Consider the following 24,756-nt stretch of genomic DNA (forward strand, 5'->3'; position numbering starts at 1 on the left):
GAGGGCTGTAATCCGGACTGGGACACGCCCTTCGCGGGACCTTGGCAGTCTGTTCGACTGATTGTCAGCCCGGGAGGGTGACGGTCCGCCCGGGCGGGTGACCGGAGGCGGCCCCGTAGACTGGTGGACCGGCCCCCGCGGGGGCCGGTCCCTGTCCTTGCATTCGATCCCGCTACGGGAAGCTACGGGAAGTCGCCAACGTGTCGCTCACGATCGGAATCGTCGGTCTGCCGAATGTCGGCAAGTCGACCCTGTTCAACGCCCTGACCAAGAACGACGTGCTGGCGGCCAACTACCCGTTCGCCACCATCGAGCCCAACGTCGGTGTCGTCGGCGTCCCCGACCCCCGCCTCGACAAGCTCGCCGAGCTGTTCGGCTCGGCCCGCAAGCTCCCCGCCACCGTCGACTTCGTCGACATCGCCGGGATCGTCAAGGGCGCCTCGGAGGGCGAGGGCCTGGGCAACAAGTTCCTGGCGAACATCCGCGAGTCCGACGCGATCTGCCAGGTCATCCGCGCCTTCAAGGACGAGAACGTCGTCCACGTCGACGGCAAGATCTCGCCCAAGAGCGACATCGAGACGATCAACACCGAGCTGATCCTGGCCGACCTCCAGACCATCGAGAAGGTGCTGCCCCGCCTGGTCAAGGAGTCCCGGATCCAGAAGGACAAGCAGGCCCAGGTCAAGGCCGTCGAGGAGGCCAAGGCCATCCTCGACGAGGGCCGCACCCTCTTCTCCGCGGGCATCGTCCAGGGCAGCGAGCGCGCCGCCCTCCTCCACGACCTGCACCTCCTCACCACCAAGCCGTTCCTCTACGTCTTCAACGTCGACGAGGACGAGCTGACCGACGAGGACTTCAAGGCCGAGCAGCGCTCCCTCGTCGCCCCCGCCGAGGCGATCTTCCTCAACGCCAAGCTCGAAGCCGACCTCGCCGAACTGGACGACGAGGAGGCCCTCGAACTCCTCCAGTCCGTCGGCCAGACCGAACCCGGCCTCGCCACCCTCGCCCACGTCGGCTTCAACACCCTCGGCCTCCAGACCTACCTCACGGCCGGCCCCAAGGAATCCCGCGCCTGGACCATCAAGAGGGGCGCCACGGCCCCCGAGGCGGCCGGTGTCATCCACACCGACTTCCAGAAGGGCTTCATCAAGGCCGAGGTCATCTCCTTCGACGACCTGGTCGAAACGGGCTCCGTCGCCGACGCCCGCTCGGCGGGCAAGGCGCGCATGGAGGGCAAGGACTACGTGATGCGCGACGGTGACGTGGTGGAGTTCCGCTTCAACGTGTGAGCGGTTGGACTAACACCACGTTGACGGCCTGGTAAGCATGCAGGTCAGATGGGGTCGGCTCGTCCAGGAGTCGACCCCTTGCGTATCCCGTGCCGGGATGGTGCTGGGACAGCTGACCCTGATCACGAGGCCATCGAGATCGTCTCCGAGCACGGCAATGCCGTGCGCCGTCACAGCGGGATAGATCTCCGCCAGTGTTCCCAGGGCAGAGACCCACTCCCCGACCCCGGTCAGCAGCAGCCCGATCTGGCGCCGGACGTCCAGGAGCAAACGGTTGTCCTGCGGGAGGGGGTCTTGGCAAGCGTCGCCAGGACGAGATCGTCTAGCTGAGGGGCGATCTCCGGGCAGTGGGCCCGAAGGGGGAACTGCTCCGGGGGCATGTAGCCGACGGTTCCCACGATGTCCCCGGCGGTGGTCAGACGGGATCGCCGTGGAGGTGGTCTGTCCACTCGGTCCAGTTGGCGCAACCGACTCGGCTCCCCACCAGGGGCTGGAGAGTCGACGTCGATCCCTCCGACCGGTGTGGTCAGCCCCAGGGTCCCGGTCCTGGGCGCGCGGCGGGTCGGCAGGAAGTGGCGACCTGTCGCCCGTCCGACGAACGACGCCGACGATCCGGCACGCCTCGGGTGTTGCGACGATCAGTTTCAGCCGGGACGGGCGGACGATCAGCGATCCGGTAAAGGGCGCGCGCTCGCCCAGGGTCACCGCGCTGTCGAAGTCGTCCAGCACAGCGCTGCCGCACGTCACGCCCCTTCCGCGGTCCACGGACCGGTTCCAGGGCCATGGGCGGGCCGGAGCCGGGCAGCGGGAAGCCCTTCCGGGTCCAGAATCCGAACAATCGGTTCACCTCGGGCGTATCCTCACGTGTGAGGGATTGGTGAATCCTTACAAAGAGCTTATACAAGGGGGGACATGGGGCGAAATGGGGGAAGTCCCCGCGTTGCGCGGGCCATCGTATGTCTGGTGCCTGTCGGCTTCTTCGTGGCCTCGGTGGTGGCGACGGCCGCCAATCGTGACGGGGTTCGTCACCTGGCCGTGGCGTCCGCCGTGCTGGCGCTGAACCTGGGCCTTCATCTGCTGCACTCCACCCGTGCCGCGGTGCGCCGCCGCAAGCCGTGGTGGCCGTGGTCGCTCGTCGCCCACGGGGGCGTGACCTACGCGCCGTACGTCTTCTTCCAGGACACGTGGGTCGGCATCCCGGGGTCCTTCGCCGCCGCGGTGCTGCTGACCACGCCCGTGCCGCATTCGTGGACGGCGTTCGTCGCGCTGTCCGTGCTCCAGGTCCCTCTCGTCGTAGCACTGGGCGAGACGGCGTGGCAGGGCCTCAACTCGGCGGTGTCGCATGTGGTGGGCGGTCTGGCGTTGTTCGGCGTGGTGCGCCTGGCAGATCTGGCCGAGGAACTACAGGCGGCCCGTACGGAACTGGCGCAGCAGGCCGTCGACCGCGAACGGCTGCGCTTCGCGCGTGACCTGCACGATCTGTGTGGATACTCGCTGACGGCGGTCGCGTTACAGAGCGAGCAGATCCAGTGGCTCGTCCACAGCGATCCCCAGCGGGCCGAGAAGGAGCTGGCGCGTATTCAGGCCCTGGCGCGGCATGCGCTGTCGGAGGTACGGGCGGTGTCCGCCGGGTACCGCACGCTGACCCTGGAAAGGGAGGCGCGGACGGCAGCCGACCTGCTGGAGTCCCTCGGGGTCGACGTCGACGTCGAACTGGCCGGGCGCCTGCTGCCGCGACCGGTCGACGAGACGCTGGCCATCGTGGTCCGGGAGGGCGTCACCAATGCGCTGCGGCACAGCAAGGCCCGGCGCTGCGCCATCCGCTTCACCGTGGACAGCGGGCAGGCGGACGGCGGGTGGGCGCGCCTGGACGTGACCAACGACGGGCTCGCTCCGGGGCAGGTCGGGGAGGCCGGCAGGCGTCTGCTGGAGGGGGCGGGCAGCGGTCTGCGCAATCTTCGCGAGCGGGTCGCGGAGCGGGGTGGCGTGCTGACCGCCGAGGCGGACGGCGAGGGCGGGTTTCGGCTCGAGGCGACCCTGCCTTGCGCGAGCCGCGACACGGCAGAGAACGGGGTCTCCGGCCGGGCGTGAGACTGCGGGGCGCGGCGGGGCGGTCAGGAAACGGCCCTGGCCAGGCCACCGGGCATGGCCGCGGCGCTCCGCATGGCAAGGCGGCCGGCGACCGTGACCGTGGCGACGGCGACCATGGGGGCGCCGACGGCCAGCGCGGCCAACGGCCCGCCGGCCAAGGCCGGGACCGCGGAACCGGTCACCGCGATGCTGAGCGGCACCAGGACCGACGCACAGACCAGAGCGGCCAGCAGCAGTGCGACCACACAGGTGAGCACGGCCTCCCAGGCCAGCATCCGCAGTACCTGGGCCGACTGAGCACCGGCCAGGCGCAGCAGGGCAAACTCCCGGCGGCGGCCCGCCGTAGCCATGCTCAGGGTGTTGATGACGGCGATGGACGTGAACAGGTTGATCATGGTCAGCAACAGCAGCACGAACAGGTTGGCCGCCGCGCCGGACTCCGCTTCTCTCTCCGTCGCCCCGTCACTGATCCGCGCGCCCGGGAAATCCGCCGCCAGGGTCTTCAGCTCTCGCTCGACAGCGCCCCGATCGTCCCCGGGGGCGGTCCGTACGAGAACGGTGTCGTCCACCGGGGCGGCCGCGTGCCGGGCCGCCGAGGCACGGGGCAGCAGCGCGTCGGCGAAACCCTGGTCACGGGAGTAGACGGCCGCGACGCGGTACGTGTCCCGGCCGCCGTCGTCCCAGTCCACTCGGACACGGTCGCCCACCGTGACGCTCAGGCTGCGGGCCGCGCCGGCGCCGAGCGCCACGGACGAGTCGCCGAGGCGGGCGAGCGAGCCCGCGCGGACCCCGAGGTCCAGGAGGTCGGGCACCGCCTCGGCCCGCATCGCGACCAGGCTTCCGCCGAAGATGGACGCGTCGTCGTCCTGGCCGGCGTCCGCGCGGCTCAGTTCGCCGTCCACGGTCAACTGCCCGGAGGCCGCAGCCACGCCGGGGAGCCGGGCGGCCCGTTCCGCGTAGCCCGGCGCGATGCCCGGCCCGGCCGAGGACACGACGTGATCGGCGAGCAGACGCTGCTGCTCCGCCCGTTGCGCGCCCTGCGACGTGACCAGCGGCACGCAGCGCAGGGTGCCGGTGAGGGAGAGGGCGAGCACGAGCGGTGTCACGGTGGCGGCCAGCCGCGCGTTCTGCCGGAGGAGGTTACGGACCGCCAGCGCGCCCTCCCTGGGCAGGAACCACGTCACCGGGGCCAGGAACAGGGCACCGGCGACACGGCAGATCAGCGGCGCCAGCAGCGCCATCCCGATCATCAGGACGAGCACCATGCTCTCGGTCGTCCCGCCGCCACCGTCCAGCCGACCGGTCGCCACGGCGCCCAGACAGCCGCCTGCCCCGGCGAGCACGCCCATGCCGAGCAGTACACGCCGCGGGCCCAGCTTCGGCGTCGGAGCGGCCGACTCGCGGAGCACGTCCACCGGCCGTACCCGCGAGGCGCGCCGCGCGGCGGCGAACGCCGCGAGCTGCGCCACGACCGCGGCCAGCACGATCGTCGCCCAGGGCGCGACCGGCCCCACGGACAGGGCGAACGACGGGGGCAACACCTCCCCGTTCACCAGCCCCCGATGCAGGAGCATCGCCACGCCGATCCCACCGGGGACGCCGAGCAGCGCCGCCGCCACGGTCATCAGCAGGACTTCCACCGCGATCATCCGGCGGATCTGCCCCTTCGTGGCCGCGACGGCCCGCAGCAGGCCGATCTCGGTCATCCGCCCGGCGACCGCGAACGTCAGCGTGCCGGAGACGACGAAACCCGCCACGAACAGCGACAGCACCCCGAATGTTCCGACGAGCGAGGAGAGCGTGGACGCCGGGGACGGCACGCCCCAGAACTCCGCCTCCGCCCGCCCGGCACCGGAGGCGACCACGAGTGACCAGGCATCGTCGCCGTACAGCGATGTGACGGCCTTCTCCACCTGCCGCCGGAGAGCCGCCGTGTCCGTCGTCCCCTCTGCCAGTACGCCTACGGCTCGCACAGGCTGGTCCGACTCCGCGAGCCGCTCTGCCTCTCGGGAGGTATGGAACACCGCGTACTGGCGCGCGAGTCGCCGCGGTGGGTCGGCGACACCCGAGACCTGGTACGGGCGCAGCCCGTCCGGACCGGCCAGCCTCACGGTGTCGCCCACCCCGGCGTCGAGACGCCCGGCCAGGGCACCGTCCAGCACGACCTCCGCGTCACCGGCGGGCGCGCGGCCCTGCCGCAGCGCGAAGGGCCCGAGGGCGGCACTCTCCCAGGAGTGCCCCAGGAACGGTCCGTCCCAGGGCGCCTCGACCGGCTTGCCCGACGTGTCCACCGCCGTGGTGGGGACGGACAGTTCGGGGACGGCACGCTCGACGGACGGCAACCTCTCCAGCGCCGTACGGAGTTCCCCGGCCCGGGGCACGAACGGCTGCCCGGCGACGACCACGTCCGTGCCCGCGTAACGCTCGGTGCGGGATTCGGCGCGGGTGCTCGATTCCAGCAGCACGGCACACGCCGTCGTCATGATCAGCGCCAGGGCGAGGGCCACGAAACTGGCTGCCCAGCTTGCCCTGCGGCCCGAAAGGGTCCGCCATGCGATTCGTAACATGGGTGCCTTTCGGGGGCGGGCGAGGATTTCCTCGCGGTGGGCGCTGAAAGCTTATCGAAAATTGTTCGGGCGGGTGCCAAGTCCCGGATGAGGTAAGGAGTTTGGCCGGTTTGAATACCTGGAGCCATGCGTTTTTCACGGGTCGACTTGTGCGTTGTGTACTGGTGCGTTTCTTCCTGCGTGTGAAAGGTTTCCAGGCAGTTCGAGGCATTCGAACGCGACCGTATGGATTAGCGGGGGGACGCAGGGATGCGGTACGACGCGTATTGCATGGTCGATCGAACGTTCTTCGACGCGCCGGGGGAAGCACAGGACCAGGAGTACGCCTTCGCCGCCACCGACCGGGAACTGCCCGAGGGATGGCGCAAGGTCCGCCAGGACGACTGGCTGGTGTGCACTCCTGAGGGCACACGTCGGCCGGCCCAGGGCTGGAAGGTGCACGCCTCCGGGTGCCAGGACAACGCCGAGAAGATCCTCGATGCCGTCCACAACTTCTGCGTGCCCCGGGGAATCCCGTTCAAATTCCTGCGCGGCCAGCACATCCTCCAGCTGCGGAACATGAAGTACGCGTCCCGGGGCGCCAGCGGCAAACTGGTCACGATCTACCCGGCGGACGAGGCGGAGCTGCGCGAGGTCCTCGAAGGCGTCGAGGCCCTCGTCGGCGGCGAGCCCGGCCCGTACATCCTCAGCGATCTGCGGTGGCACCAGGGCCCGTTGTACGTGCGCTACGGCGGCTTCGTCGAGCGGCACGTCGTCTCGGAGAAGGGCGTGCTGGAGCCCGCCGTCGAGCGGCCCGACGGCACGCTCGTCCCCGATCGCCGCCTGCCCGGCTTCCACGTCCCCGACTGGGTGACGCTCCCGGAGTTCCTCCAGCCGCACGTCGAGGCGCGGCGTGCCGAGTCCCTGGCCGGTCTGCCGTACGCAGTGCGCCGCCCGGTGCACTTCTCCAACGGAGGAGGCGTGTACATCGCCGAGGACACCCGCACCGGCAAGGAGGTGATCCTCAAGGAGGCCCGCCCGTACGCCGGTCTGACGGCCGACGGAAGAGACGCCGTGACCCGCCTCCAGTGGGAGCGGGACGTCCTGGAACGGCTCGCCGGACTCGACGCGGTTCCCGCGGTGGTCGACTACTTCACCGTGGGGGATCACCACTTCCTCGCCCAGGAACTCGTCGGGGGTCAGCCGCTCAGCAAGTTCTTCGGCCTGAAGTACCCGGAGACCGGCCCGCGGGCCGACCCCGAGGAGATCGCCGGCTACACGGAGTGGGCGATGGGTGTCTGCCGTGCCGTGGAGCGTGCGGTCGTCTCGGTGCACGAGCGCGGGATCGTGTTCGGCGACCTGCACCCCTACAACATCATGGTCGGGGACGACGGCCGCATCGGGCTGATCGACTTCGAGGTCGCGGCACCGGTCGAGTCCGGGGCGGTACGGATGCTCGGCCACCCCGCGTACGCGGCGCCCGGCGACCGCAAGGGGTTCGCCGCGGACACGTACGCCCTGGCGTGCATCAAGCTCGCGGTGTTCCTGCCGCTGACCGCTCTGCTGAGGCTGGACCTGCACAAGGCGGCGGAACTGGCCGACGAGATCGCCGCACGGTTCCCCGTGCCGCGGGAGTTCCTGGACTCGGCGGTGCGGGAGATTCTCGGCGAGAGCACCGGGGCGAGCGGTGGCCCGGCCGGGAGCGGGCCTGCGGTGGAGCGTGGCCAGACGGACGGGAGGGGCGGTGCCGTCCGCGACAGACTCCGGGGGCGGGACGGCCGGCCGCCCCGCCCCGGGCCCGATCGCCGGAGCTGGCCCGCCGTGCGCGGGTCGCTGGCCGGCGCGATCCTGGCGAGTGCCACTCCCGGCCGTGACGACCGTCTGTTTCCCGGAGACATAGCCCAGTTCAGCACCGGCGCGCTCAACCTGGCCCACGGCGGCGCGGGCGTCCTGTACGCCCTGGACGTCACGGGCGCGGGCCGCTACCCCGAGCACGAACAGTGGCTGCTGGAGCGGTCGTTGCGCCGCGAGCAGCGGGCCAGGATCGGGTTCTACGACGGGCTGCACGGGGTGGCCTACGCCCTCGACCACCTCGGCCACCACGACGACGCCCGGCAGGTCCTCGACCGTTGCATGGGCGAGAAGTGGCAGCGCCTCGGCACGGACCTGTACAGCGGCCTGGCGGGAGTCGGCCTCAATCTGCTCCACTTCGCGGAGAGGACGGGCGACAGCGGTCTGCGGGTGGCGGCCCTGGAGGTGGCCGGCACCGTGGCGGAGCGGCTCGGCTCCGATACCGACGTACCCGAAGTGAGCGGCGGCCAGCACCCCAAAGCGGGCCTCATGCACGGATCGTCGGGCCCGGCCCTGCTCTTCCTGCGCTGCTACGAGGCCACCGGCGACCACGTCTTCCTGGACCTCGCGGCGACCGCGCTGCGCCAGGACCTGCGCCGCTGCCTCACCCGGGAGGATGGTGCCCTGCACGTCAACGAGGGCTGGCGCTCGCTGCCGTATCTCGCCGAGGGCAGCGCGGGTGTCGCCATGGTGCTGGACCTGTATCTCGCCCATCGCGACGACGACCGCTTCCGGGCGGCGGCGGCAGGCGCCCTGATCTCGTCCAGCTCCCAGTTCTACGTCCAGTCCGGACTCTTCAACGGCCGGGCGGGCATCATCAACCACCTCGGGGCCGTGTCACCGGAGCGTACGCCGGCAGCCGATCCGCTCCTCGCCGCACAGATCGACGCCCTGTCCTGGCACGCACTGGAGTACCAGGGAGAACTGGCCTTCCCGGGGGAACAGTTGCTCAGGCTGTCGATGGACCTGGCGACCGGATCCGCCGGTGTGCTGCTGGCCCTCGGTGCCGCTCTGCACACCGGGCCGGTCCACCTGCCCTTCCTCGGCCGGCACCGGCCTGCCTGACCTCACAGATCTGCCCGCCGATCACGGCGGGCGCCCGCACCGCGGGCACGCGCATCCGCGCCAGAAGGAGGTGATTCCCATGTCCCTGCTCGAACTTCAGGAGATGGAGCTGCCCACCGAGTCCTCGGAGGAGACGGTTCTCGGCAGCGGTAGGAGCCAGCACTGCTCGGACGCCAGCTGGGTCTTCTGCTGACCCGCTCACGGGCCGTGACCGGCTCACAGTACGACCGACACGTACCGATCGATCGAAGAGAGAGGAAACAGCATGTCCCTGCTCGAACTTCAGGAGATGGAACTGCCGACCGAGTCCTCGGAGGAGACGGTTCTCGGCAGCGGTAGGAGCCAGCACTGCTCGGACGCCAGCTGGGTCTTCTGCTGAGTCCAGCGCCCCGGGCCTGCACACAGCGGCAGGCTGAAGGCACCTGACACGGCTTCCACGCCGTGAGCGGACCCGGTCGGCGGGTGGGGCAATCACCCGCCGGCCGGTCCGTGTTTCTTCCCGGCCGCCCGTCGGACCTCGTGCAGGGAGCAGTTCCAGTGACCGTGCGTCAGCCGTTGGAGAGCGCGGCCCGGCTCCCGGGCCGTGCGGCGGACCGGATACTTCTGTGTACCACGCGCGAGGGCGGCGTCTGGACGACCGTTCTGGTCATCACGGCCGTCTTCTCGACCACGGCCCAGATCCTGTTCCCGGCCTTCCTCGGCAAGGCCCTGGACTCGGCGCTCGACGGTGGCGGCGGGGCGAGCGGGTGGACGATCGGCTGCCTCTTGGCCGTCACCGCCATGGCCGCGGCCGACGCGCTGTTCGAGCTGGCCGCCGGGGCCGGCGCCGCCTGTGGAACCGCTCTGCTGCGACGTTCGATGCTCGCGACGCTGCTCTCGTGGTCCGGGCCCGGCGGGCCCCGCACCACCGCAGGCGACATGGTGAGCCGGCTGGTCGGTGCCGCGGCCGAGGCGGGCGGGGTCGCCGCCGTACTCGTCCGCGCGGCGCTGTCGATCGTGCCGGCCGTCGGCAGTGTCGTCGCCCTCTTCGTCATCGACCCCTGGCTCGCAGGCACCTTCCTGCTGGGCCTGCCGGCGGTCGTCCTCCTGCTGCGCGCGTTCACCCGCCACATCTCCGACGTGTCCGTCCGGTACCAGGAGACACAAGGGCGCCTCGCGACCGCCCTGCTCGAGGCCCTCACCGGACGCCGCACCATCGCCGCCGCGGGCACGGCCGACGCCGAGGTCCGGCGGGTGCTGCGCGCGCTGCCCGAGCTCAACCGGCTGGGACACGGCATGTGGCAGGCCCAGACCCAGGCGGCCGGCCGGTCCGCGCTGCTCACACCGCTGCTCGAGATCGCGGTCCTGTCCGTGGCCGGTTTCGCCCTTGCCGCCGGCCGTATCACCGTGGGTGAGATGCTGGCCGCCGCGCAGTACGTCGCCATCGGCAGTGGCCTCGGTATGACGACGATGCTGCTCGGCAGGCTGGCCAGGGCGCGTGCGGCTGCGGAGCGGGTGCACGGGGCGCTGGCACAGCCCGTCCTGGAGTACGGGGACCGACGGCTGCCCCCCGGCCCGGGCCACCTGGAGCTGCGGGCCGTGCAGGTGACCGCCGGGGGCGAACGTGTCCTGGACGGCGTCGATCTGACGGTTCCCGGAGGCACGTGCACGGCGCTCGTGGGTGCGTCGGGTTCTGGGAAGTCCCTGCTGGCCGCCGTGGCCGGGCGGCTGACGGACCCGGACGCCGGGGCGGTCGTCCTCGACGGCATGCCCTTGGGGCAGCTGACCCACCGCGACCTGCGATCCGCCGTCGGCTACGCCTTCGAGCGGCCGGTGCTCTTCGGAGAGACGCTGGGCGACGCCATCGCCCGCGGTACCGGCCGGACGGCCGGGGACGTACCGGAAGAGCGGATCGTGGTGGCCGCGCGGGCCGCGGATGTCGACGGATTCGTCCGGCGGCTCCCGGACGAGTACCGGACCCCGTTGGGGGAGGCGTCCCTGTCCGGAGGCGAGGTGCAACGCATCGGGCTGGCCCGGGCGTTCGTGCACTCCGGCCGACTGCTGATCCTTGACGACGCCACGTCGAGCCTGGACACGGTCACCGAGCACCGCATCAGCCAGGTCCTCACCGGAGCCTTGCGCGACCGGACCCGGATCGTCGTCGCCCACCGCGCGGCCACGGCCGCCCGCGCGGACAGCGTCGTATGGCTCGACGGCGGACGGGTGCGGCGCGTCGGTCCCCACCACGAACTGTGGCGCACGGAACCGGAGTACCGGCGGGTGTTCCGCGGTGCCGAGGCTGTCGAGGAGGAACCGTCGTGAGGGCCGGATCACCAGGGGAGCCCATGCTCCCCGTGCTCATCGCACCGCTCAGGGCGCGGCCCGACCGTCTGCTCGCACTGGTCCTCTGGTCCTTGGTCGAGGCGGTCCCCGCGCTGCTCGCCGGCCATCTCGTGGCTCGGGCAGTCGACCAGGGGTTCGCGGCCGGAAGGCCGCTCATCGGGCTGGCCTGGCTCGCCTTGATGGGCCTCGGCGTCTTCGCCGGAGCATGGGGAACGCGGCAGGCGTATCCGCTCTTGGCCGAGGTGGTCGAGCCCTTCCGGGACGACCTCGTGCGCAAGGTGGCTGAGGACTCCCTGCGGCAGGCAGTGGCGGGCCGGGCCGTCGACGCTTCGGGCGTCTCCCGGCTGACTCTCCAGGTCGAGATGGTGCGCGAGGCCTACGCGGGCGTGCTGATGGTCGTCCGGGGGTTCCTCCTCACGGTGGGCGGGGCACTGCTCGGCATGGTGTTCCTCGCACCGCTGATCCTGCTGCTCGTTGTACCGCCGCTGCTGGTGGGGCTCGGTCTCTTCCTGGTACTGCTGCGCCGGATGGCCACCGCGCAGCGCGACGTCATCGTCGCGGACGAACGGGTCGCGGAGGCGGCCGGCGCCGCGTGCGCGGCCGACAGGGACATCGTGGCCTGCGGTGCGAAGGACGGCGTACGGGCGGACCTCGTCGAGCACATCGACGCACAGGCCGCCGCCGCCCGGCGACTCGCCGTCCTGATGCCGGCACGTGTTCTGTGCCTGGCCGTCGCCGGCTGGCTTCCCTTGCTCCTGTTGCTGACGGCGGCCGGTCGGCTGGTCGACGGCGGACTGTCCGCCGGCGCCGTGCTGGGCGCGGCGACGTATGTGACAGGCGGACTGCAACCGGCGGTCCGTTCCCTCATCCAGGGCTTGGGCGGCAGTGGACTCCGCCTGGTGGTGGCACTGCGCCGCATCCACGAGGCACAGGGGCCGACGGCTTCGCCGGCGGATCCGGCGCGGGGTGCGGATCCGGTGCCGGGCGCGACCTCCCAGCCGCCCCTGACGACGGCCCCCACGGCCTACGACGTCGAACTCACCGCCGTCACCTTCGCCTACGGACCGCAGGCGGCCCCGGTGTTCCGGGAGCTGGATCTCACGCTGTCCGAGGGCGGACATCTCGCGGTCGTCGGGCCGAGCGGCATCGGCAAGTCCACGCTGGCCGGCCTGATCGGGGGGACCCTGGAGCCGGACAGCGGCCTGATCCGGCTCGGGGGCCGACCGCCCGGTGCCCTGCCCGGGGCCGACCTGTCCGCCCTGCGGGTCGTCGTTCCCCAAGAGGCGTACGTGTTCTCGGGCGACCTCTGCGAGAACCTGCGCTACCTGTGCCCCGACGCCTCCGAGCACGAGGTGGTGGCAGCCGTGGAGTCCGTGGGCGCCGGACCGCTCGTGGCGCGGCTCGGTGGGATCGGTGCGGTGATCGATCCCGCCGCACTCTCGTCCGGCGAGCGCCAGCAGATCGCGCTGGTCCGCGCCTACCTGTCCCCGGCCCCCCTCGTCCTGCTGGACGAGGCGACCTGTCATCTCGACCCCGCCGCCGAGGCACGGGCGGAGGAGGCGTTCGCGCGGCGGCCCGGCTCCCTGGTCGTGATCGCTCACCGAATCAGCTCCGCGCTGCGTGCCCGGCAGGTCCTCGTCCTGGACGGCAGCCGGGTTGTGAGCGGCGCACACGGCGAGGTCCTGGAACGGTCGCCGCTCTACCGGGATCTGGTGGGGCTGTGGAGCGAGGACGGGCAGGAGCCGCTTGCGGGGAGCGACGAGGCGTCCCCGACCGTCGGCGGGATCGTCAGAGCCACCCCGCCTCGGTCGCGATCCTGATCGCGTCCACGCGGCTGCGGGCCTGCGTCTTCGCCACGGCGGAGGCCAGGTGGTTGCGTACGGTTCCGACCGAGATGTAGAGCTGCGCGGCCACGTCCCGGGCCGACGCCCCCTGTGCGGTGAGCCGCAGGACCGACACCTCACGCGGGGTCAGCGGATTTTCGGTCGCCGTCGCGGCCGCGAGCACCAGCTCGGGATCGACGACCCGACGCCCCTGCGCCACCTGGCGGATGTCCTCCGCGAGCCGGGCCGTCGGGGCGTCCTTGCGGACGAAGCCGACGACTTGGGCCGACAGCGCGCGACGCACGTGTTCCGGCCGTGCCACGCTCGTCAGGACGAGTGTGCGGCACGAGGGTAACCGGGCATGAAGTTCCACGGCGGCCGTGATCCCGTCCGTACCGGGCAGGTCGATGTCGAGGACCGCCACGTCCGGCGGTGTGCGCAGGGCGGTCGGGACGATGAGGTCTCCGTGGTCGACCGCCGCGACGACCTCGAGGTCGGGTTCCTGGGACAACAGCGCGGTCAACGCCTGACGGATCAGCGGGGCGTCCTCGGCCAGGAGCACGCGTATGCGATCGCCGCTCCCGGGTCTGCCCCCGCCTGTTCTCTCCGCGCTTTCTTCCACGCTAGGCCCCCAGCCGATCGCTGCACGTTCGAACCAATGACATGCGACGTCGATCATGTGAGCAAGAAGCAAACCGGCCACGAAATACACCCTCCCGGAGTAGCTCTTCGCACCGGGCCCGGCCGGCACACCACAGGGCAAGGAGCCCGCTCTTTCGTAGTCAGCGATGCCCCCATGAACCGCGTACCGCGACGCGATGCGCGGGTGAGGTCGGCCCCGGTGAAGTCCGCGCCCTGCGCGTCCGAGCGGTAGAGATCGGCCCCCCGATGGCGTCAACGGGCGTCAGCGCTTCGGTTTGCCCTTGGTGTACAGCCAGGTGTCGAAGAGCTTGCTCAGGTCCTTGCCGGACAGGCGCTCGGACAGGGCGATGAATTGGCGCGTGTCGGCGTTGCCGTGGCGGTGGTCCCGTGGCCAGGTGCGGAGGATGCGGAAGAAGGTGCGGTCGCCGACGGCGCGGCGGAGTTGGTGGAGGGCCATCGCGCCACGGCCGTAGACGGGTGGGTCGGAGATGTGGCCGGGGGAGGGTGGGGTGGCGGGCGGGAAGGACCAAATGCCCTTGCTCTCGTCGTCCGTGCCGTCGTAGAAGGCGTCGAAGGTCTGCTGGGCGGTGCGGCCGCGGTGCTGTTCGGTCCAGAGCCATTCGGCGTAGGTGGCGAAGCCCTCGTTGAGCCACATGTCCTTCCAGGCGCGCGGGGTGACCGAGTTGCCGAACCACTGGTGGGCGAGTTCGTGGACGATCAGGCGCTCGTCGGGGGCGGCGGCGAAGTAGGGCCTGGTCTGGGTTTCCAGGGCGTAGCCGAGCTCGGGGAGGCGGTCGACGATGGCGCCGGTGGAGGCGAAGGGGTAGGGGCCGAAGGTGCGGCGTTCCCATGCGGTGATCTTGGCGATCTGGTCGGGGACGTCGCGGGAGGCATCGGCCTCCTCGGGGTCGATGGCGACGTACTGGGGGAGGCCGTGGGCGGTGGTGGTGTGGATGTCGAAGTGGCCGATGGCGACGGTGGCCAGGTAGGAGGCCATGGGGTCGTGGGTGCGCCAGTGGTGGGTGGTGCGGCCGTTGTGGGTGTCGCGGCGGGTGAGTTCGCCGTTGGAGACGGCCGCGTAGCCCCGGGGGACGGTGACCGTGATGTCGTACGTGGCCTTGTCGGAGGGGTGGTTGTTGCCGGGGAACCAGGTCATGGAGCCGGTCGGCTCGCCGAGTCCTACGGCGCCGTCGGTGGTCCGGAGCCAGCCCTCGCGGGAGCCGTCCGGGTCGGTGATGGCCTTCGGCTTGCCGTCGTAGACGACGGTGGTCGTGAAGGTGCGGCCCTCGGGGAGGGCGGCGGCGGGGGTGAGGGTCAGCTCGGTGCCGTCGCGGGTGGCGCGGGCGGAGCGGCCGTTCACGGTGGTCTCGCGGACGTACAGTCCGGCCAGGTCGAGGTGGAATGAGCTGAGGGCGCGGGTGGCGCGGGCGGTGATCCGGGCGGTGCCGCGCAGCCGGTGGGTGCCGGGCGTGTAGTCGAGCGCGAGGCGGTAGTGGGTGACGTCGTAGCCGCCGTTGCCGAGGCGGGGGAAGAGGGGGTCGCCCTTGCCCGCCGCGCCCGGGGCCGGGGGCGCCTCGTGGGACGGTCCGGTGCAGGACGTGCTCAGCAGCAGGAGCGGGGCCAGGAGCAGGGCGCCGGGGAGGAGGCGTGCGGGTCGCTGGGGCACGGTTCTCCTCGGGTGGGCGGCCTGCGGACTCATGATCACCATCAAACCGGGTGAACCGGATGCCTGTCGATATAAACGTCTCCGAACTGGAGTTCACCACTTCTAGTGAAGCTTTGGCCGTCAGTTGCTATCGGCAACCGACGGTTGTCAAGCTGTTGCTGACTGTCAACCACTGGGAGTGCACGTGGCCTTTGGTGACCAGCCCGCATACCTCCGTGTCGCCGACGACCTCCGGAAGAAGATCGTCGCGGGCGATCTGCCACCGCACGCCCGCCTCCCCTCCCAGGCGCGGATCCGCGAGGAGTACGGGGTCTCCGACACCGTCGCCCTCGAAGCCCGCAAGGTGCTCATGGCCGAGGGCCTGGTCGAGGGCCGCTCCGGGTCGGGTACGTACGTCCGTGAGCAGCCCGTCCCGCGCCGTCTGGTGCGCACCGGCTATCACCCCCGGGGCGAGTCCAGCCCGTTCCGGCAGGAGCAGGGTGACGACCGGGTCAGCGGCACCTGGGACTGCGGGAGCGAACAGGAGGAGGCGAGCCCGGAGATCGCCGAGCGGCTGCGGGTCGAGCCGGGCGAGCGCGTCATGCGCACCCGGTATCTGTTCCGGGCGGCGGGCGAGCCGGTGATGCTCTCCACGTCCTGGGAGCCGCTCGCCGTCACCGGCCGCACGCCCGTGATGCTGCCCGAGGAGGGGCCGTTGGCCGGGCGCGGGGTGGTCGACCGGATGGCGGCCGTCGACGTCGTGGTGGACAACGTGGCGGAGGAGGTCGGGGCGCGTCCCGGCCTCGCCGAGGAGGTGCTGGCGCTCGGCGGGGTGCCGGGCCATGTGGTGCTCGTGATCTCCCGTACGTACTTCGCGGGCGGTCGGCCGGTCGAGACGGCGGACGTGGTGACGCTGGCCGAGCGCTACCGGGTGGCGTACCACCTGCCGGTGAAGTGAGGCGTGGAGCGGACTTGGCCGGGGTGGGCGTCTCCGTCTGCGGCGGTTCTCCGGCCCCGGCTGCGTGACCGCGAGTTTACGTCCGCCTCTTCGCCGTAACGGACCGGCAACGCCCGCTCGCGGCCTGCCGACATGTCACCGGCCTAGCTTCCTCTGGCGTACCGCTCACGCGCCGAACGACAGGGGAAGCCGCCATGACGGACACGGTCACACCCGACCAGACGCAGACGGGCTCGACAGCGGCCCGCGCGCCGCGGCGCAGTTATGCCCGGCTCGCCGCCGACGAAAGCCGGGAGGACTACTCGCTGCGCTACGCGCCGCACTCCTACCGCCGTTGGTCGCCGACCATGGTCGCGTCGACGGCGCTCGGCGGCATCGCCTATCTCGCCGACTTCGCGATCGGCGCGTCCATCGTCTTCACGTACGGCTTCACCAGCGGTCTCGCCTCGATCCTCACCGCGGCGACGATCATCTTCCTGACCGGTATCCCGATCGCGCGCGCCTGTGCGACTTACGGGCTGGACATGGATCTGATCACCCGTGGCGCCGGGTTCGGCTACTTCGGATCGACTCTGACGTCGCTCATCTACGCGAGCTTCACCTTCATCTTCTTCGCGCTGGAGGGCTCGATCATGGCGCAGGCCATGCAGCAGGCCCTCCACATCCCGCTCCCCATCGGGTATCTGATCACCACTCTGATCGTCATCCCCATCGTCTTCCGCGGGATGGGCGCGCTGGCCAAGGTGCAGGCGTGGACGCAGCCGCTGTGGCTGATCGGGCTGGTGCTGCCGTTCGTGGTGCTGGCCTTCGAACGGCCGGACGCCTGGGCCTCGTTCGCCTCCTTCGGCGGTACGGAGGGGGCGGGGTCCGGGTTCGACTGGATCGGGTACGGGCTCGGCACCGGCGTGGCGCTCTCGCTGATCGCCCAGATCGGTGAGCAGGCCGACTATCTGCGCTTCATGCCCGCCAAGACCGAGCAGAACCGGCGGCGCTGGAATCTGGCGGTGCTGGCCGCCGGGCCCGGCTGGGTGGTGATCGGCGCGGCCAAGCAGCTCGGCGGCGCGTTCCTGGCCTTCGTGGCGCTCGGCGCGGTCGGCACGACCCATGCCCTGGAGCCGATCGCCCCGCAGATCGAGGCGTTGAAGCCCTGGCTCGGCTCGGTCGCGCTGCCGGCCGCCGCGCTGTTCGTCGTGGTCTCCCAGATCAAGATCAACGTGACCAACGCCTACAGCGGCTCGCTGTCCTGGTCCAACTTCTTCTCCCGGGTGACCCATCGTCACCCCGGCCGGGTCTGGTACATCTTCCTCAACCTCGCCATCGCGCTGGCGCTGATGGAGATGAACATGTTCGCGGCGCTCAACAAGCTGCTGGGCTTCTACTCCAACGTCGGCATCGCCTGGATCGCGGCGGTCACCGCCGATCTGGTGATCAACAAGCCGCTGGGGCTGAGCCCGAAGTACATCGAGTTCAAGCGCGCGTACCTGTACGCGGTGAACCCGGCGGGGTTCGGTGCGATGGTGATCGCCTCGGTGGTTTCGATCATCGCCTTCTTCGGAGTGTTCGGTGAGGTGGCCGAGGCGTTCTCCACCTTCATCGCCTGCGGTCTGGCGCTGGTGCTCAGCCCGCTGCTGGCCTGGCTCACCCGGGGGCGCTACTACCTGGCCCGGCCGAACCCGGTGAACGGGCCGGGGGTGGAGGTGCCGGACGTCACCGCCGTCCACACCTGCGCGGTGTGCGAGACGGCGTACGAGCTGCCGGACATCGCCGACTGTCCGGTGCGGGCCGGGGCGGTGTGCTCGCTGTGCTGCTCGCTGGACGCCGAGTGCGGTGACGCCTGCCGCAAGGGCCCCAAGGGTTCGCACGGCGCGGCCCCCGTCCTGTTGCCGGTGCCGACCGTACGAGCGAGCGGGGCGCGACGAGCGAGCGGGGCGCGACGAGCGAGCGGGGCGCGCGCGAGCGACGGGTAAGGCTGCGCAACAGCGTAAGAGAGCCGAGGCGGGTAAAAGGCCGGTAATTTATTCGGCTGGTCTTTTCTCCGACTCGCGGCCAACTTGAGCCGGATTTGAGCTTGTTGGTTCATGGGCGGCGCCGTGTTCCCCGTCCCTCGCTATTCAAAACCCATGCGCCGGAATCGATGCCCGCGGCTTGTCCAATCGGGCGCATTCGGCGATATCACAGCGGAATGGCGGCGCCGGTGAGGGCGCCGCCTCCGCGCCGCCTCCGTGCTGGCCCGTACCGTCTGGCCAGCGCCTTCGTGTGACGCCGAACGCCGTGGCGGGTCCGTAGAGGTTTTGCGAAGGCCCTTCCCGTAGCGGCCCGCATGCGCTCCGCAAGACCCCCGCCGGATTGGTGTGTTGCATAGATCACACGCGATGTCCGATAGCTCAGATCGGCCTCAAGCCCGTAAAGCGCACCCTTATTTCGCTTGTACGATGGCGCGGTTTGCATCAGGTCTGGGGGGCGAAAGGAGCGTGAGGGGCGTTGACCACGGAGCAGGGTTCCCACTCGCATTACAAACGGTCACTCGGCACGGTGGCCCTCACCGCGGTGGGCCTCGGTTCGATCATCGGCTCCGGCTGGCTGTTCGGCGCCGCGCGGGCCGCGGCGCTGGCGGGCCCGGCGGCCATCTTTGCCTGGGTGATCGGAGCGGCGGTCGCCCTGACCATCGCCCTGACGTACTCCGAACTCGGTTCGATGTTCCCCAAGGCCGGCGGCATGGTGCGGTACGGCCAGTACTCGCACGGCTCGCTGGCCGGATACCTGGCCGCCTGGGCCAACTGGATCGCGATCGTCTCCGTCATCCCCGGTGAGGCGACCGCGTCCGTCCAGTACATGAGCTCCTGGGACTTCGGCTGGGCCAAGGAGCTGTACGACGGGAAGGAGCTGACCGGCACCGGTGTCACGCTCGCGTCCGTGCTGCTGGTCTTCTACTTCTTCCTCAACTGGTTCGCGATCACCCTCTTCGCGAAGACCAACACCGCGATCACCGTCTTCAAACTCGTCGTCCCGGCCCTGACCGCGGGCGCCCTGCTGATGGCGCACTTCGACACCGGCAACGTCACCGGCAACGGGGGCTTCACGCCGAACGGCTGGAACTCGGTGTTCACCGCTGTGGCCGTCTCCGGCATCGTCTGGGCGTACAACGGCTTCCAGTCGCCGCTGAACATGGCGGGCGAGGCCCGCAACCCGGGCAAGTCGCTGCCCAAGGCCGTCATCAGCTCCATCCTCATCGCGCTGGTGATCTACGTGGCCCTCCAGGTCGCGTTCCTGACCGCCGTCCCGGCGGCCGACCTCGCGCACGGCGGCTGGGCGAAGCTCTCGTACGACTCCCCGCTCGCCGACCTCTCCCTCGCCTGGGGGCTGAACTGGCTGGCGCTGCTGCTGTACGCGGACGCCTTCGTCTCCCCGTCCGGCACCGGCATGATCTACGCGGCCACCACCTCCCGCATGGTCCAGGGCGTCCAGGAGAACGGCCACCTGCCCGGCGTCTTCGGCAAGGTCGACCCGAAGACCGGTATTCCGCGTCCGGCGCTGGTGCTCAACCTGGTGATCGCCTTCGCGTTCCTCGCGGTGTTCCGCGGCTGGGGCTCGCTGGCCGAGATCGTCTCCGTGGCGACCGTCATCTCGTACATCACCGGCCCGGTCGCCGTGATGTCGCTGCGGCGGCTCTCCCCGGACCTGCCGCGTCCGGTGAAGCTGCGCGCGATGCCGGTCATCGCGCCGATCGCGATGGTCTTCGGTTCGCTCGTCCTCTACTGGGCCCGCTGGCCGCTCACCGGCAAGGTCATCTTCATCATGGCGATCGGCCTGCCGATCTGGGCCTGGTACGAGCTGCGCAAGCCGTGGGCCGAGCTGAAGCCGCATCTGGCGGCGGGCGCCTGGATGGTGGCCTATCTGCTGGTCATGGCCGCGGTGTCGTGGGCCGGCGGCAAGGAGTTCGGCGGCCGCGGCTATCTGCCCGAGGGCTGGGACATCCTGGTCGTCACCCTGATCGCACTCGGCTTCTACGTCTGGGGCGTGCGCAGCGCATGGCGCAATCCCACGCTGCTGGAGGCCGAGCGCGAGCTGGCCGACACCACGGCCGAGGAGCTGACCGGCGAGGCGGACCGGGAGACGGTCTCCGCGCGCCGTTGAGCGCGTGGCCGGATGCGTGCCTCGTTGTGAGAACACGTATCCGCTGCGTGAAGGTAGGGCGTAGGCTCGGGCATATGCGGAACGGGATTTCCTTAACGGTGTCGCCCAGACGCGTGCCCGGGTGCGCCACAACGGAGGGGGCGGAGAGATGAGTGACGGCAACGCTGTGCTGCCATGGCTCGTCATCCGCCAGGACGGCAACGGCAACCGCTATCGCGTCGGCCGCTACGCCACGCGGACGGAGGCCCAGGAGGTCGCCGACCGACTGGACGACCAGGGGCAGGAGCAGCTCTACGTCGTCGAGCGGACCGCCGCGACCGGGCAGGCAGGCTGACGCCGTCCGTCCGAGGTGCCGTCCGTACAACCTGTACATGGCCTTGCTGCCGGCGGGCCGGAGTCTCCCGTTCGTCCGGGCGGGAGAATCCGGCCCGCCGGGCTCTGCGCGAGGGCCCGGCGGGGCTGTGCGGGCCCGGCGGGGCTGTGCGGACACCCCCTAGAGTGCGGGCATGACGGTGCGCGTGGTGGTGGGCGGAGCGGTGTTCGACCGGGGGCGGCTGCTGGCCGCGCGGCGCAGCGCCCCGCCCGAGCTGGCCGGGCGCTGGGAGCTGCCCGGCGGCAAGGCCGAGCCCGGTGAGACGCCGCGGCAGGCCCTGGTGCGGGAGCTGCGCGAGGAGCTGGGCGTCGAGGTCGAGCCGCTGGAGCCGCTGCCCGGCGAGTGGCCGCTGAAGCCCGGTTACGTCCTGCGGGTGTGGACCGCCGCGCTGCGCTCCGGCGAGCCGCGTCCGCTGGAGGACCACGACGAGCTGCGCTGGCTGACCCCCGACCGGGTGGACGAGGTCGACTGGCTGGATGAGGACCGGCCCGCGGTGGCGGAGGCGGTCCGACGGCTGCGCGCCGCGGAACACCCCCGTCCGCGCGCCCGCTGATCCCCTGTGAGCTCATTCGGCCCTGCCGGGACGGTCCGGGGCGGTACCGGGCCCGGGATTCGGGTATGTGCTGATTAACCCCTCTGAACCGTCTGAATCCCTCCATTTCGGCGGGGCCGTGCGGCGGCTGGTAGCGGCTGGGAAGTGATCGGCGTGAGTGAGAGCGCAGGGACGGCCGCCGGGCCCACCCCCGGTTTCGTCGAGTGGGTCTTCCCCGCCGAGCCGGGCTCCGCCCGCGCCGCCCGCTGCCTGGTCCGGCAGGCGCTGGACGACTGGGGGCTGTCGGCGCTGGGCGATGTGACGGCGCTGCTGGTGAGCGAACTGGTCACCAACGCCCTGCGGTACGCGAGTGGCCCGATCGGGCTGCGCATGTACGCCCGTCGCGAAACCGGCGTGCCGCGTTCCGTGCTGATGGTCGAGGTGTCCGACCCGCTGGACGATCCGCCGCACGCGCGTACGGCGTCCCCGGAGGACGAGAGCGGCCGGGGGCTGGAGTTGATCGCCCGGGCTGCGCTGCGCTGGGGCACCCGTCGGGGGCGGGCCGGAAAAACGGTGTGGTTCGAGCTGCCTCTCCCCGGTTAGGAGTGAGGGGGAGCGCTGATCTTGAGCGCTTCATCAAAAGCCGGGACGGAAACGGATTGCGGGCTGAGATAGTGCTGTGATCGTGAAGACCGTACTCCGGATGGCCGTGGTGCTGGATACTCGGCTATCTGTAGCCGGTCGGAGCACCTGAGCCGGAGGGGACGGGCGCATGAGCGAGAAGCCAGCGGGGGCGGATATCCCCGAGGAGACGGTCGGTTCGCAGGTGTCGCCCGTGTCGCAAATGTCATCAATGCCTGGATCGGTGTCGGGGTCGGTGCTGGGCTCGCTGTCCGATGTGTGGCAGAGCAGTCCGCCCGGATCGATCTATGACTACATCCGTATCGCCTCCTTCTCGCTCGGGTCCGACGGCCGTATCGCGCAGTGGAGTGAACGCGCCGCCGAGCTGCTGGGACTGACGGCGGCCCAGGCCGTCGGCAAGGACCCGGTGGACGCCTTCGTACCGGCTGAGCTGCGGGAGACCGGCCGCCGCAAGGTCGCCGACATCCTGGACGGCCGGGAGTGGACCGGCCTGGTCCCCTACCGCAGCCCCCAGGCACCCGGCGGAGTCGGCATCGCCGAGGTGTATGTGATGCCGAGCCAGGACGAGGACGGGGAGCGCACCGCGCTCTGTATCGCCGTCGATGTGGGCGCGCTGCGCGGACTGGAAACCGATCTTGCCGCCTCACAGGCCGTTTTCGGTCAATCTCCGCTTGGTTTCTTTCTGTTCGGTACAGATTTGCGCATGCTCCGCGTCAACGAGCGCTTTGCGACGGTTTTCGGCCGCCCGGTCGAGGAGTACCGCGGCGCCACCGCGCACGATCTGCTGCCCCGGGGCGAGGCCGACCGGCTCGCCGCCGCCCTGCGCCAAGTCCTGGACAGCGGAAGCTCCCTGACGGACATGCCGATCATGGGCCCGGTCCCCGGCAGCCATGACCGCCGCCGCTGGTCGGTGTCGCTGTACCGGCTGCACAGCGGATCGGGCCGCCCCATCGGCATCGCCGGGCTCGCCACCGACGTCACCGGCCGCCGCCGCGCCGAGCAGGAGGCCGCGGGCGTACGCCGCAACCTGGCGCTGCTGAACGAGGCCGGGGCCCGAATAGGCACCTCGCTGGACCTGGAGACCACCGCCCGCGAACTCCTGGACGTGGCCGTCCCGCAGTTCTGCGACCTGGCCTCCGTCGACCTCTACCAGGGGCTGCTGTCCGGTGACGAGACCCCGCCCGGGCTCGCCGACGGCAGCGCCGAGCTGCGCCGCGTCGCCTTCGCCAGCGCCGTCTCGGACGGCCCCGTCGCCTTCGGCGACGTCTACCGCACCGACGACAGCGGCCAGGGCGAGCTGCCCAAGCCCATCGAGGTCGGCGAGGTGCACCGCTACCCCTTCCACTCGCTGTGCGCCCACGCCCTGCGCACCGCCCAGGTCCGGGTCGTCACCGGCCGCGACAGCGGCGAGGGCCTGGAACTCGGCACCATGCTCCAGTCCACGCTCCTGGTGCCGATGGTCGCGCGCGACACCGTCGTCGGCCTCGCCCAGTTCTCCCGTACGAAGGGCAGCGAACCCTTCGGCGAACGGGACCGGGCGCTCGCCGTCGAACTGGCCGCCCGCGCCGCCGTCTCCATCGACAACGCCCGGCTCTACCGCAGAGAACACGAGCGCGCGCTGATCCTCCAGCGCAGCCTGCTCCCGCCCGGCGACCCGGAGGCCGCCGGGCTCGATATCGCCTGCCGCTATCTGCCGGGCAACGCGGCCACCGAGGTGGGCGGCGACTGGTTCGACGTCATCGAACTGCCCGGGCACCGCACCGCGCTGGTGGTCGGCGACGTGATGGGGCGCGGCCTGCGCGCCGCCGTCGCGATGGGCGAGCTGCGCACCGCCGTCCGCACCCTGGCCCTGCTGGACCTGGAGCCCGCCGAGGTGCTGTCCGCGCTGGACGAGATCGCCCGGGGGCTGGGCGCGCCCGGCGGCTCGACCGCCGGGGCGCGGGCCGCGGGGCGGTCCGCCGACGGCTCCTCCGACCTGTCCGAGGTCTACCTCGCCACCTGCGTCTACGCCGTCTACGACCCGGTCACCCGGCGCTGCACCTTCGCCAACGCGGGCCATCTGCCGCCCGGCCTGGTCGAACCGGGGGAGGGCGCCCTGCTGATGGAGGTGCCGCCGGGGATGCCGCTCGGGGTCGGCGGCGAGCCGTTCGAGGAGATCGAGGTCGAGCTGCCGGACGGCGCGCTGCTGGCCCTGTACACCGACGGCCTCGTCGAATCCCGCGACCACGCCCTGGACGAGGGGCTCCAGGACCTCCGTACCGCGCTGTCCACCGACGAGGGCGCCAACCGTCCCGACAGTTCGCTGGAGGACATCTGCGACCACGTCCTGAGCAGCCTCGACACCCACCACGGCGAGGACGACATCGCCCTGCTCATGGCCCGGGTGCAGGGCCTGCCGAGCGGGTCGGTCGGCGACTGGAACCTGCCCAGCGACCCGCAGTCGGTCGGGCGGGCCCGGGAACTCGCCCGTGAGCAGCTGGAGTCCTGGGGCCTGGAGGGCCTGGTCGACACCACCGAGCTGCTGGTCAGCGAGCTGGTGACCAACGCGCTGCGGTACGGGGAGGGCGAGATACGGCTACGGCTGCTGCTGGACCGGACGCTGGTGTGCGAGGTCTGGGACGGCAACCTGGTCCAGCCGCGGCGGCGGCGCGCCCGCGACACCGACGAGGGCGGCCGCGGGCTCCAGCTGGTCGGCCTCCTCAGCGCGGGCTGGGGCAGCCGCCGCACCCCGCACGGCAAGACGGTCTGGTTCGAGCTGGCCCTCCCGGACGGCGAGTCCTCGGGGCCGGACTCGGTGGAAGCGCTGCTCAGCCTGTGGTGAGGCGCGGGCCCGTGTCACCACG

At 71.1% G+C, this 24,756-nt stretch carries 17 protein-coding genes and 1 pseudogene; 14 read left to right on the forward strand and 4 right to left on the reverse strand.

Annotated elements, in window-relative coordinates:
• Positions 1-200 precede the first annotated feature (200 nt).
• Positions 201-1,289 carry a redox-regulated ATPase YchF gene (ychF, locus tag HYQ63_RS27430; RefSeq protein WP_179936559.1) on the forward strand — a complete coding sequence of 363 codons (1,089 nt, stop codon included), beginning with the start codon at positions 201-203 and terminating at the stop codon, positions 1,287-1,289.
• A gap of 963 nt (positions 1,290-2,252) precedes the next feature.
• Complete coding sequence (locus HYQ63_RS27435) at positions 2,253-3,380, forward strand: sensor histidine kinase (RefSeq protein ID WP_179936560.1); 1,128 nt, start codon at positions 2,253-2,255, stop codon at positions 3,378-3,380.
• A 23-nt stretch (positions 3,381-3,403) separates the two neighbouring features.
• Here the strand turns inward: HYQ63_RS27435 and HYQ63_RS27440 are convergent, their stop codons facing one another.
• Entirely contained in the window at positions 3,404-5,887 is a 2,484-nt protein-coding gene (locus HYQ63_RS27440) for an ABC transporter permease (protein ID WP_179936561.1), read from the reverse strand.
• Positions 5,888-6,196: 309 nt separating this feature from the next.
• Between HYQ63_RS27440 and lanKC the strand changes: the two genes are divergently transcribed.
• From lanKC to HYQ63_RS27455, 5 genes are all read left to right on the forward strand, one after another.
• Entirely contained in the window at positions 6,197-8,842 is a 2,646-nt protein-coding gene (gene lanKC / locus HYQ63_RS27445) for a class III lanthionine synthetase LanKC (protein WP_179936562.1), read from the forward strand.
• Positions 8,843-8,921: 79 nt separating this feature from the next.
• Positions 8,922-9,035 (forward strand): SapB/AmfS family lanthipeptide, encoded by a 114-nt coding sequence (locus HYQ63_RS44925; RefSeq protein ID WP_248500420.1) that lies wholly within the window; start codon positions 8,922-8,924, stop codon positions 9,033-9,035.
• Between the two features lie 72 nt (positions 9,036-9,107).
• Positions 9,108-9,221 carry a SapB/AmfS family lanthipeptide gene (locus tag HYQ63_RS44930; RefSeq protein WP_248500420.1) on the forward strand — a complete coding sequence of 38 codons (114 nt, stop codon included), beginning with the start codon at positions 9,108-9,110 and terminating at the stop codon, positions 9,219-9,221.
• A gap of 158 nt (positions 9,222-9,379) precedes the next feature.
• Positions 9,380-11,143 (forward strand): ABC transporter ATP-binding protein, encoded by a 1,764-nt coding sequence (locus HYQ63_RS27450; RefSeq protein ID WP_257232189.1) that lies wholly within the window; start codon positions 9,380-9,382, stop codon positions 11,141-11,143.
• Between the two features lie 23 nt (positions 11,144-11,166).
• The gene (locus HYQ63_RS27455) at positions 11,167-12,984 is read left to right on the forward strand and encodes an ABC transporter ATP-binding protein (protein WP_179936563.1); all 1,818 of its coding nucleotides are present in this window, start codon (positions 11,167-11,169) and stop codon (positions 12,982-12,984) included.
• On the opposite strand, the gene HYQ63_RS27460 is transcribed toward HYQ63_RS27455, so the two are convergent.
• The 3 genes and pseudogenes from HYQ63_RS27460 to HYQ63_RS27470 form a co-directional block, all read right to left on the reverse strand.
• Complete coding sequence (locus HYQ63_RS27460) at positions 12,953-13,555, reverse strand: response regulator transcription factor (protein WP_179940566.1); 603 nt, start codon at positions 13,553-13,555, stop codon at positions 12,953-12,955. The two genes, HYQ63_RS27455 and HYQ63_RS27460, sit on opposite strands and share 32 nt — an antisense overlap.
• Before the next feature lie 107 nt (positions 13,556-13,662).
• Positions 13,663-13,863: pseudogene (locus tag HYQ63_RS46100) on the reverse strand (pentapeptide repeat-containing protein); the annotation flags it as partial.
• 28 nt (positions 13,864-13,891) lie between these two features.
• On the reverse strand, positions 13,892-15,328 hold the full coding sequence (locus tag HYQ63_RS27470; RefSeq protein ID WP_179936564.1) for a M1 family metallopeptidase: 1,437 nt from the start codon (positions 15,326-15,328) through the stop codon (positions 13,892-13,894).
• A gap of 151 nt (positions 15,329-15,479) precedes the next feature.
• Here HYQ63_RS27470 and HYQ63_RS27475 point away from each other — a divergent pair, with 151 nt between their 5' ends.
• The 7 genes from HYQ63_RS27475 to HYQ63_RS27505 all read left to right on the forward strand — a co-directional run bounded on the left by HYQ63_RS27475 (position 15,480) and on the right by HYQ63_RS27505 (position 24,734).
• Positions 15,480-16,232, forward strand: coding sequence for a GntR family transcriptional regulator (locus HYQ63_RS27475; RefSeq protein ID WP_179936565.1), 753 nt, complete (start codon positions 15,480-15,482; stop codon positions 16,230-16,232).
• 194 nt (positions 16,233-16,426) lie between these two features.
• Positions 16,427-18,199, forward strand: coding sequence for a cytosine permease (locus HYQ63_RS27480; protein ID WP_179936566.1), 1,773 nt, complete (start codon positions 16,427-16,429; stop codon positions 18,197-18,199).
• A 514-nt stretch (positions 18,200-18,713) separates the two neighbouring features.
• Positions 18,714-20,366: an APC family permease gene (locus HYQ63_RS27485; RefSeq protein ID WP_179936567.1), complete on the forward strand. Its 1,653-nt coding sequence runs from the start codon at positions 18,714-18,716 to the stop codon at positions 20,364-20,366.
• Positions 20,367-20,514: 148 nt separating this feature from the next.
• The gene (locus tag HYQ63_RS27490; RefSeq protein WP_063735773.1) at positions 20,515-20,700 is read left to right on the forward strand and encodes an SPOR domain-containing protein; all 186 of its coding nucleotides are present in this window, start codon (positions 20,515-20,517) and stop codon (positions 20,698-20,700) included.
• Between the two features lie 172 nt (positions 20,701-20,872).
• Positions 20,873-21,292 (forward strand): (deoxy)nucleoside triphosphate pyrophosphohydrolase, encoded by a 420-nt coding sequence (locus HYQ63_RS27495; RefSeq protein WP_123103370.1) that lies wholly within the window; start codon positions 20,873-20,875, stop codon positions 21,290-21,292.
• Between the two features lie 144 nt (positions 21,293-21,436).
• Positions 21,437-21,874: an ATP-binding protein gene (locus tag HYQ63_RS27500; protein WP_179936568.1), complete on the forward strand. Its 438-nt coding sequence runs from the start codon at positions 21,437-21,439 to the stop codon at positions 21,872-21,874.
• Between the two features lie 169 nt (positions 21,875-22,043).
• On the forward strand, positions 22,044-24,734 hold the full coding sequence (locus HYQ63_RS27505; protein ID WP_179936569.1) for a SpoIIE family protein phosphatase: 2,691 nt from the start codon (positions 22,044-22,046) through the stop codon (positions 24,732-24,734).
• The last annotated feature ends 22 nt before the right edge of the window (positions 24,735-24,756 follow it).

Source organism: Streptomyces sp. Rer75, from assembly GCF_013414305.1.
Classification (GTDB): domain Bacteria; phylum Actinomycetota; class Actinomycetes; order Streptomycetales; family Streptomycetaceae; genus Streptomyces; species Streptomyces himastatinicus.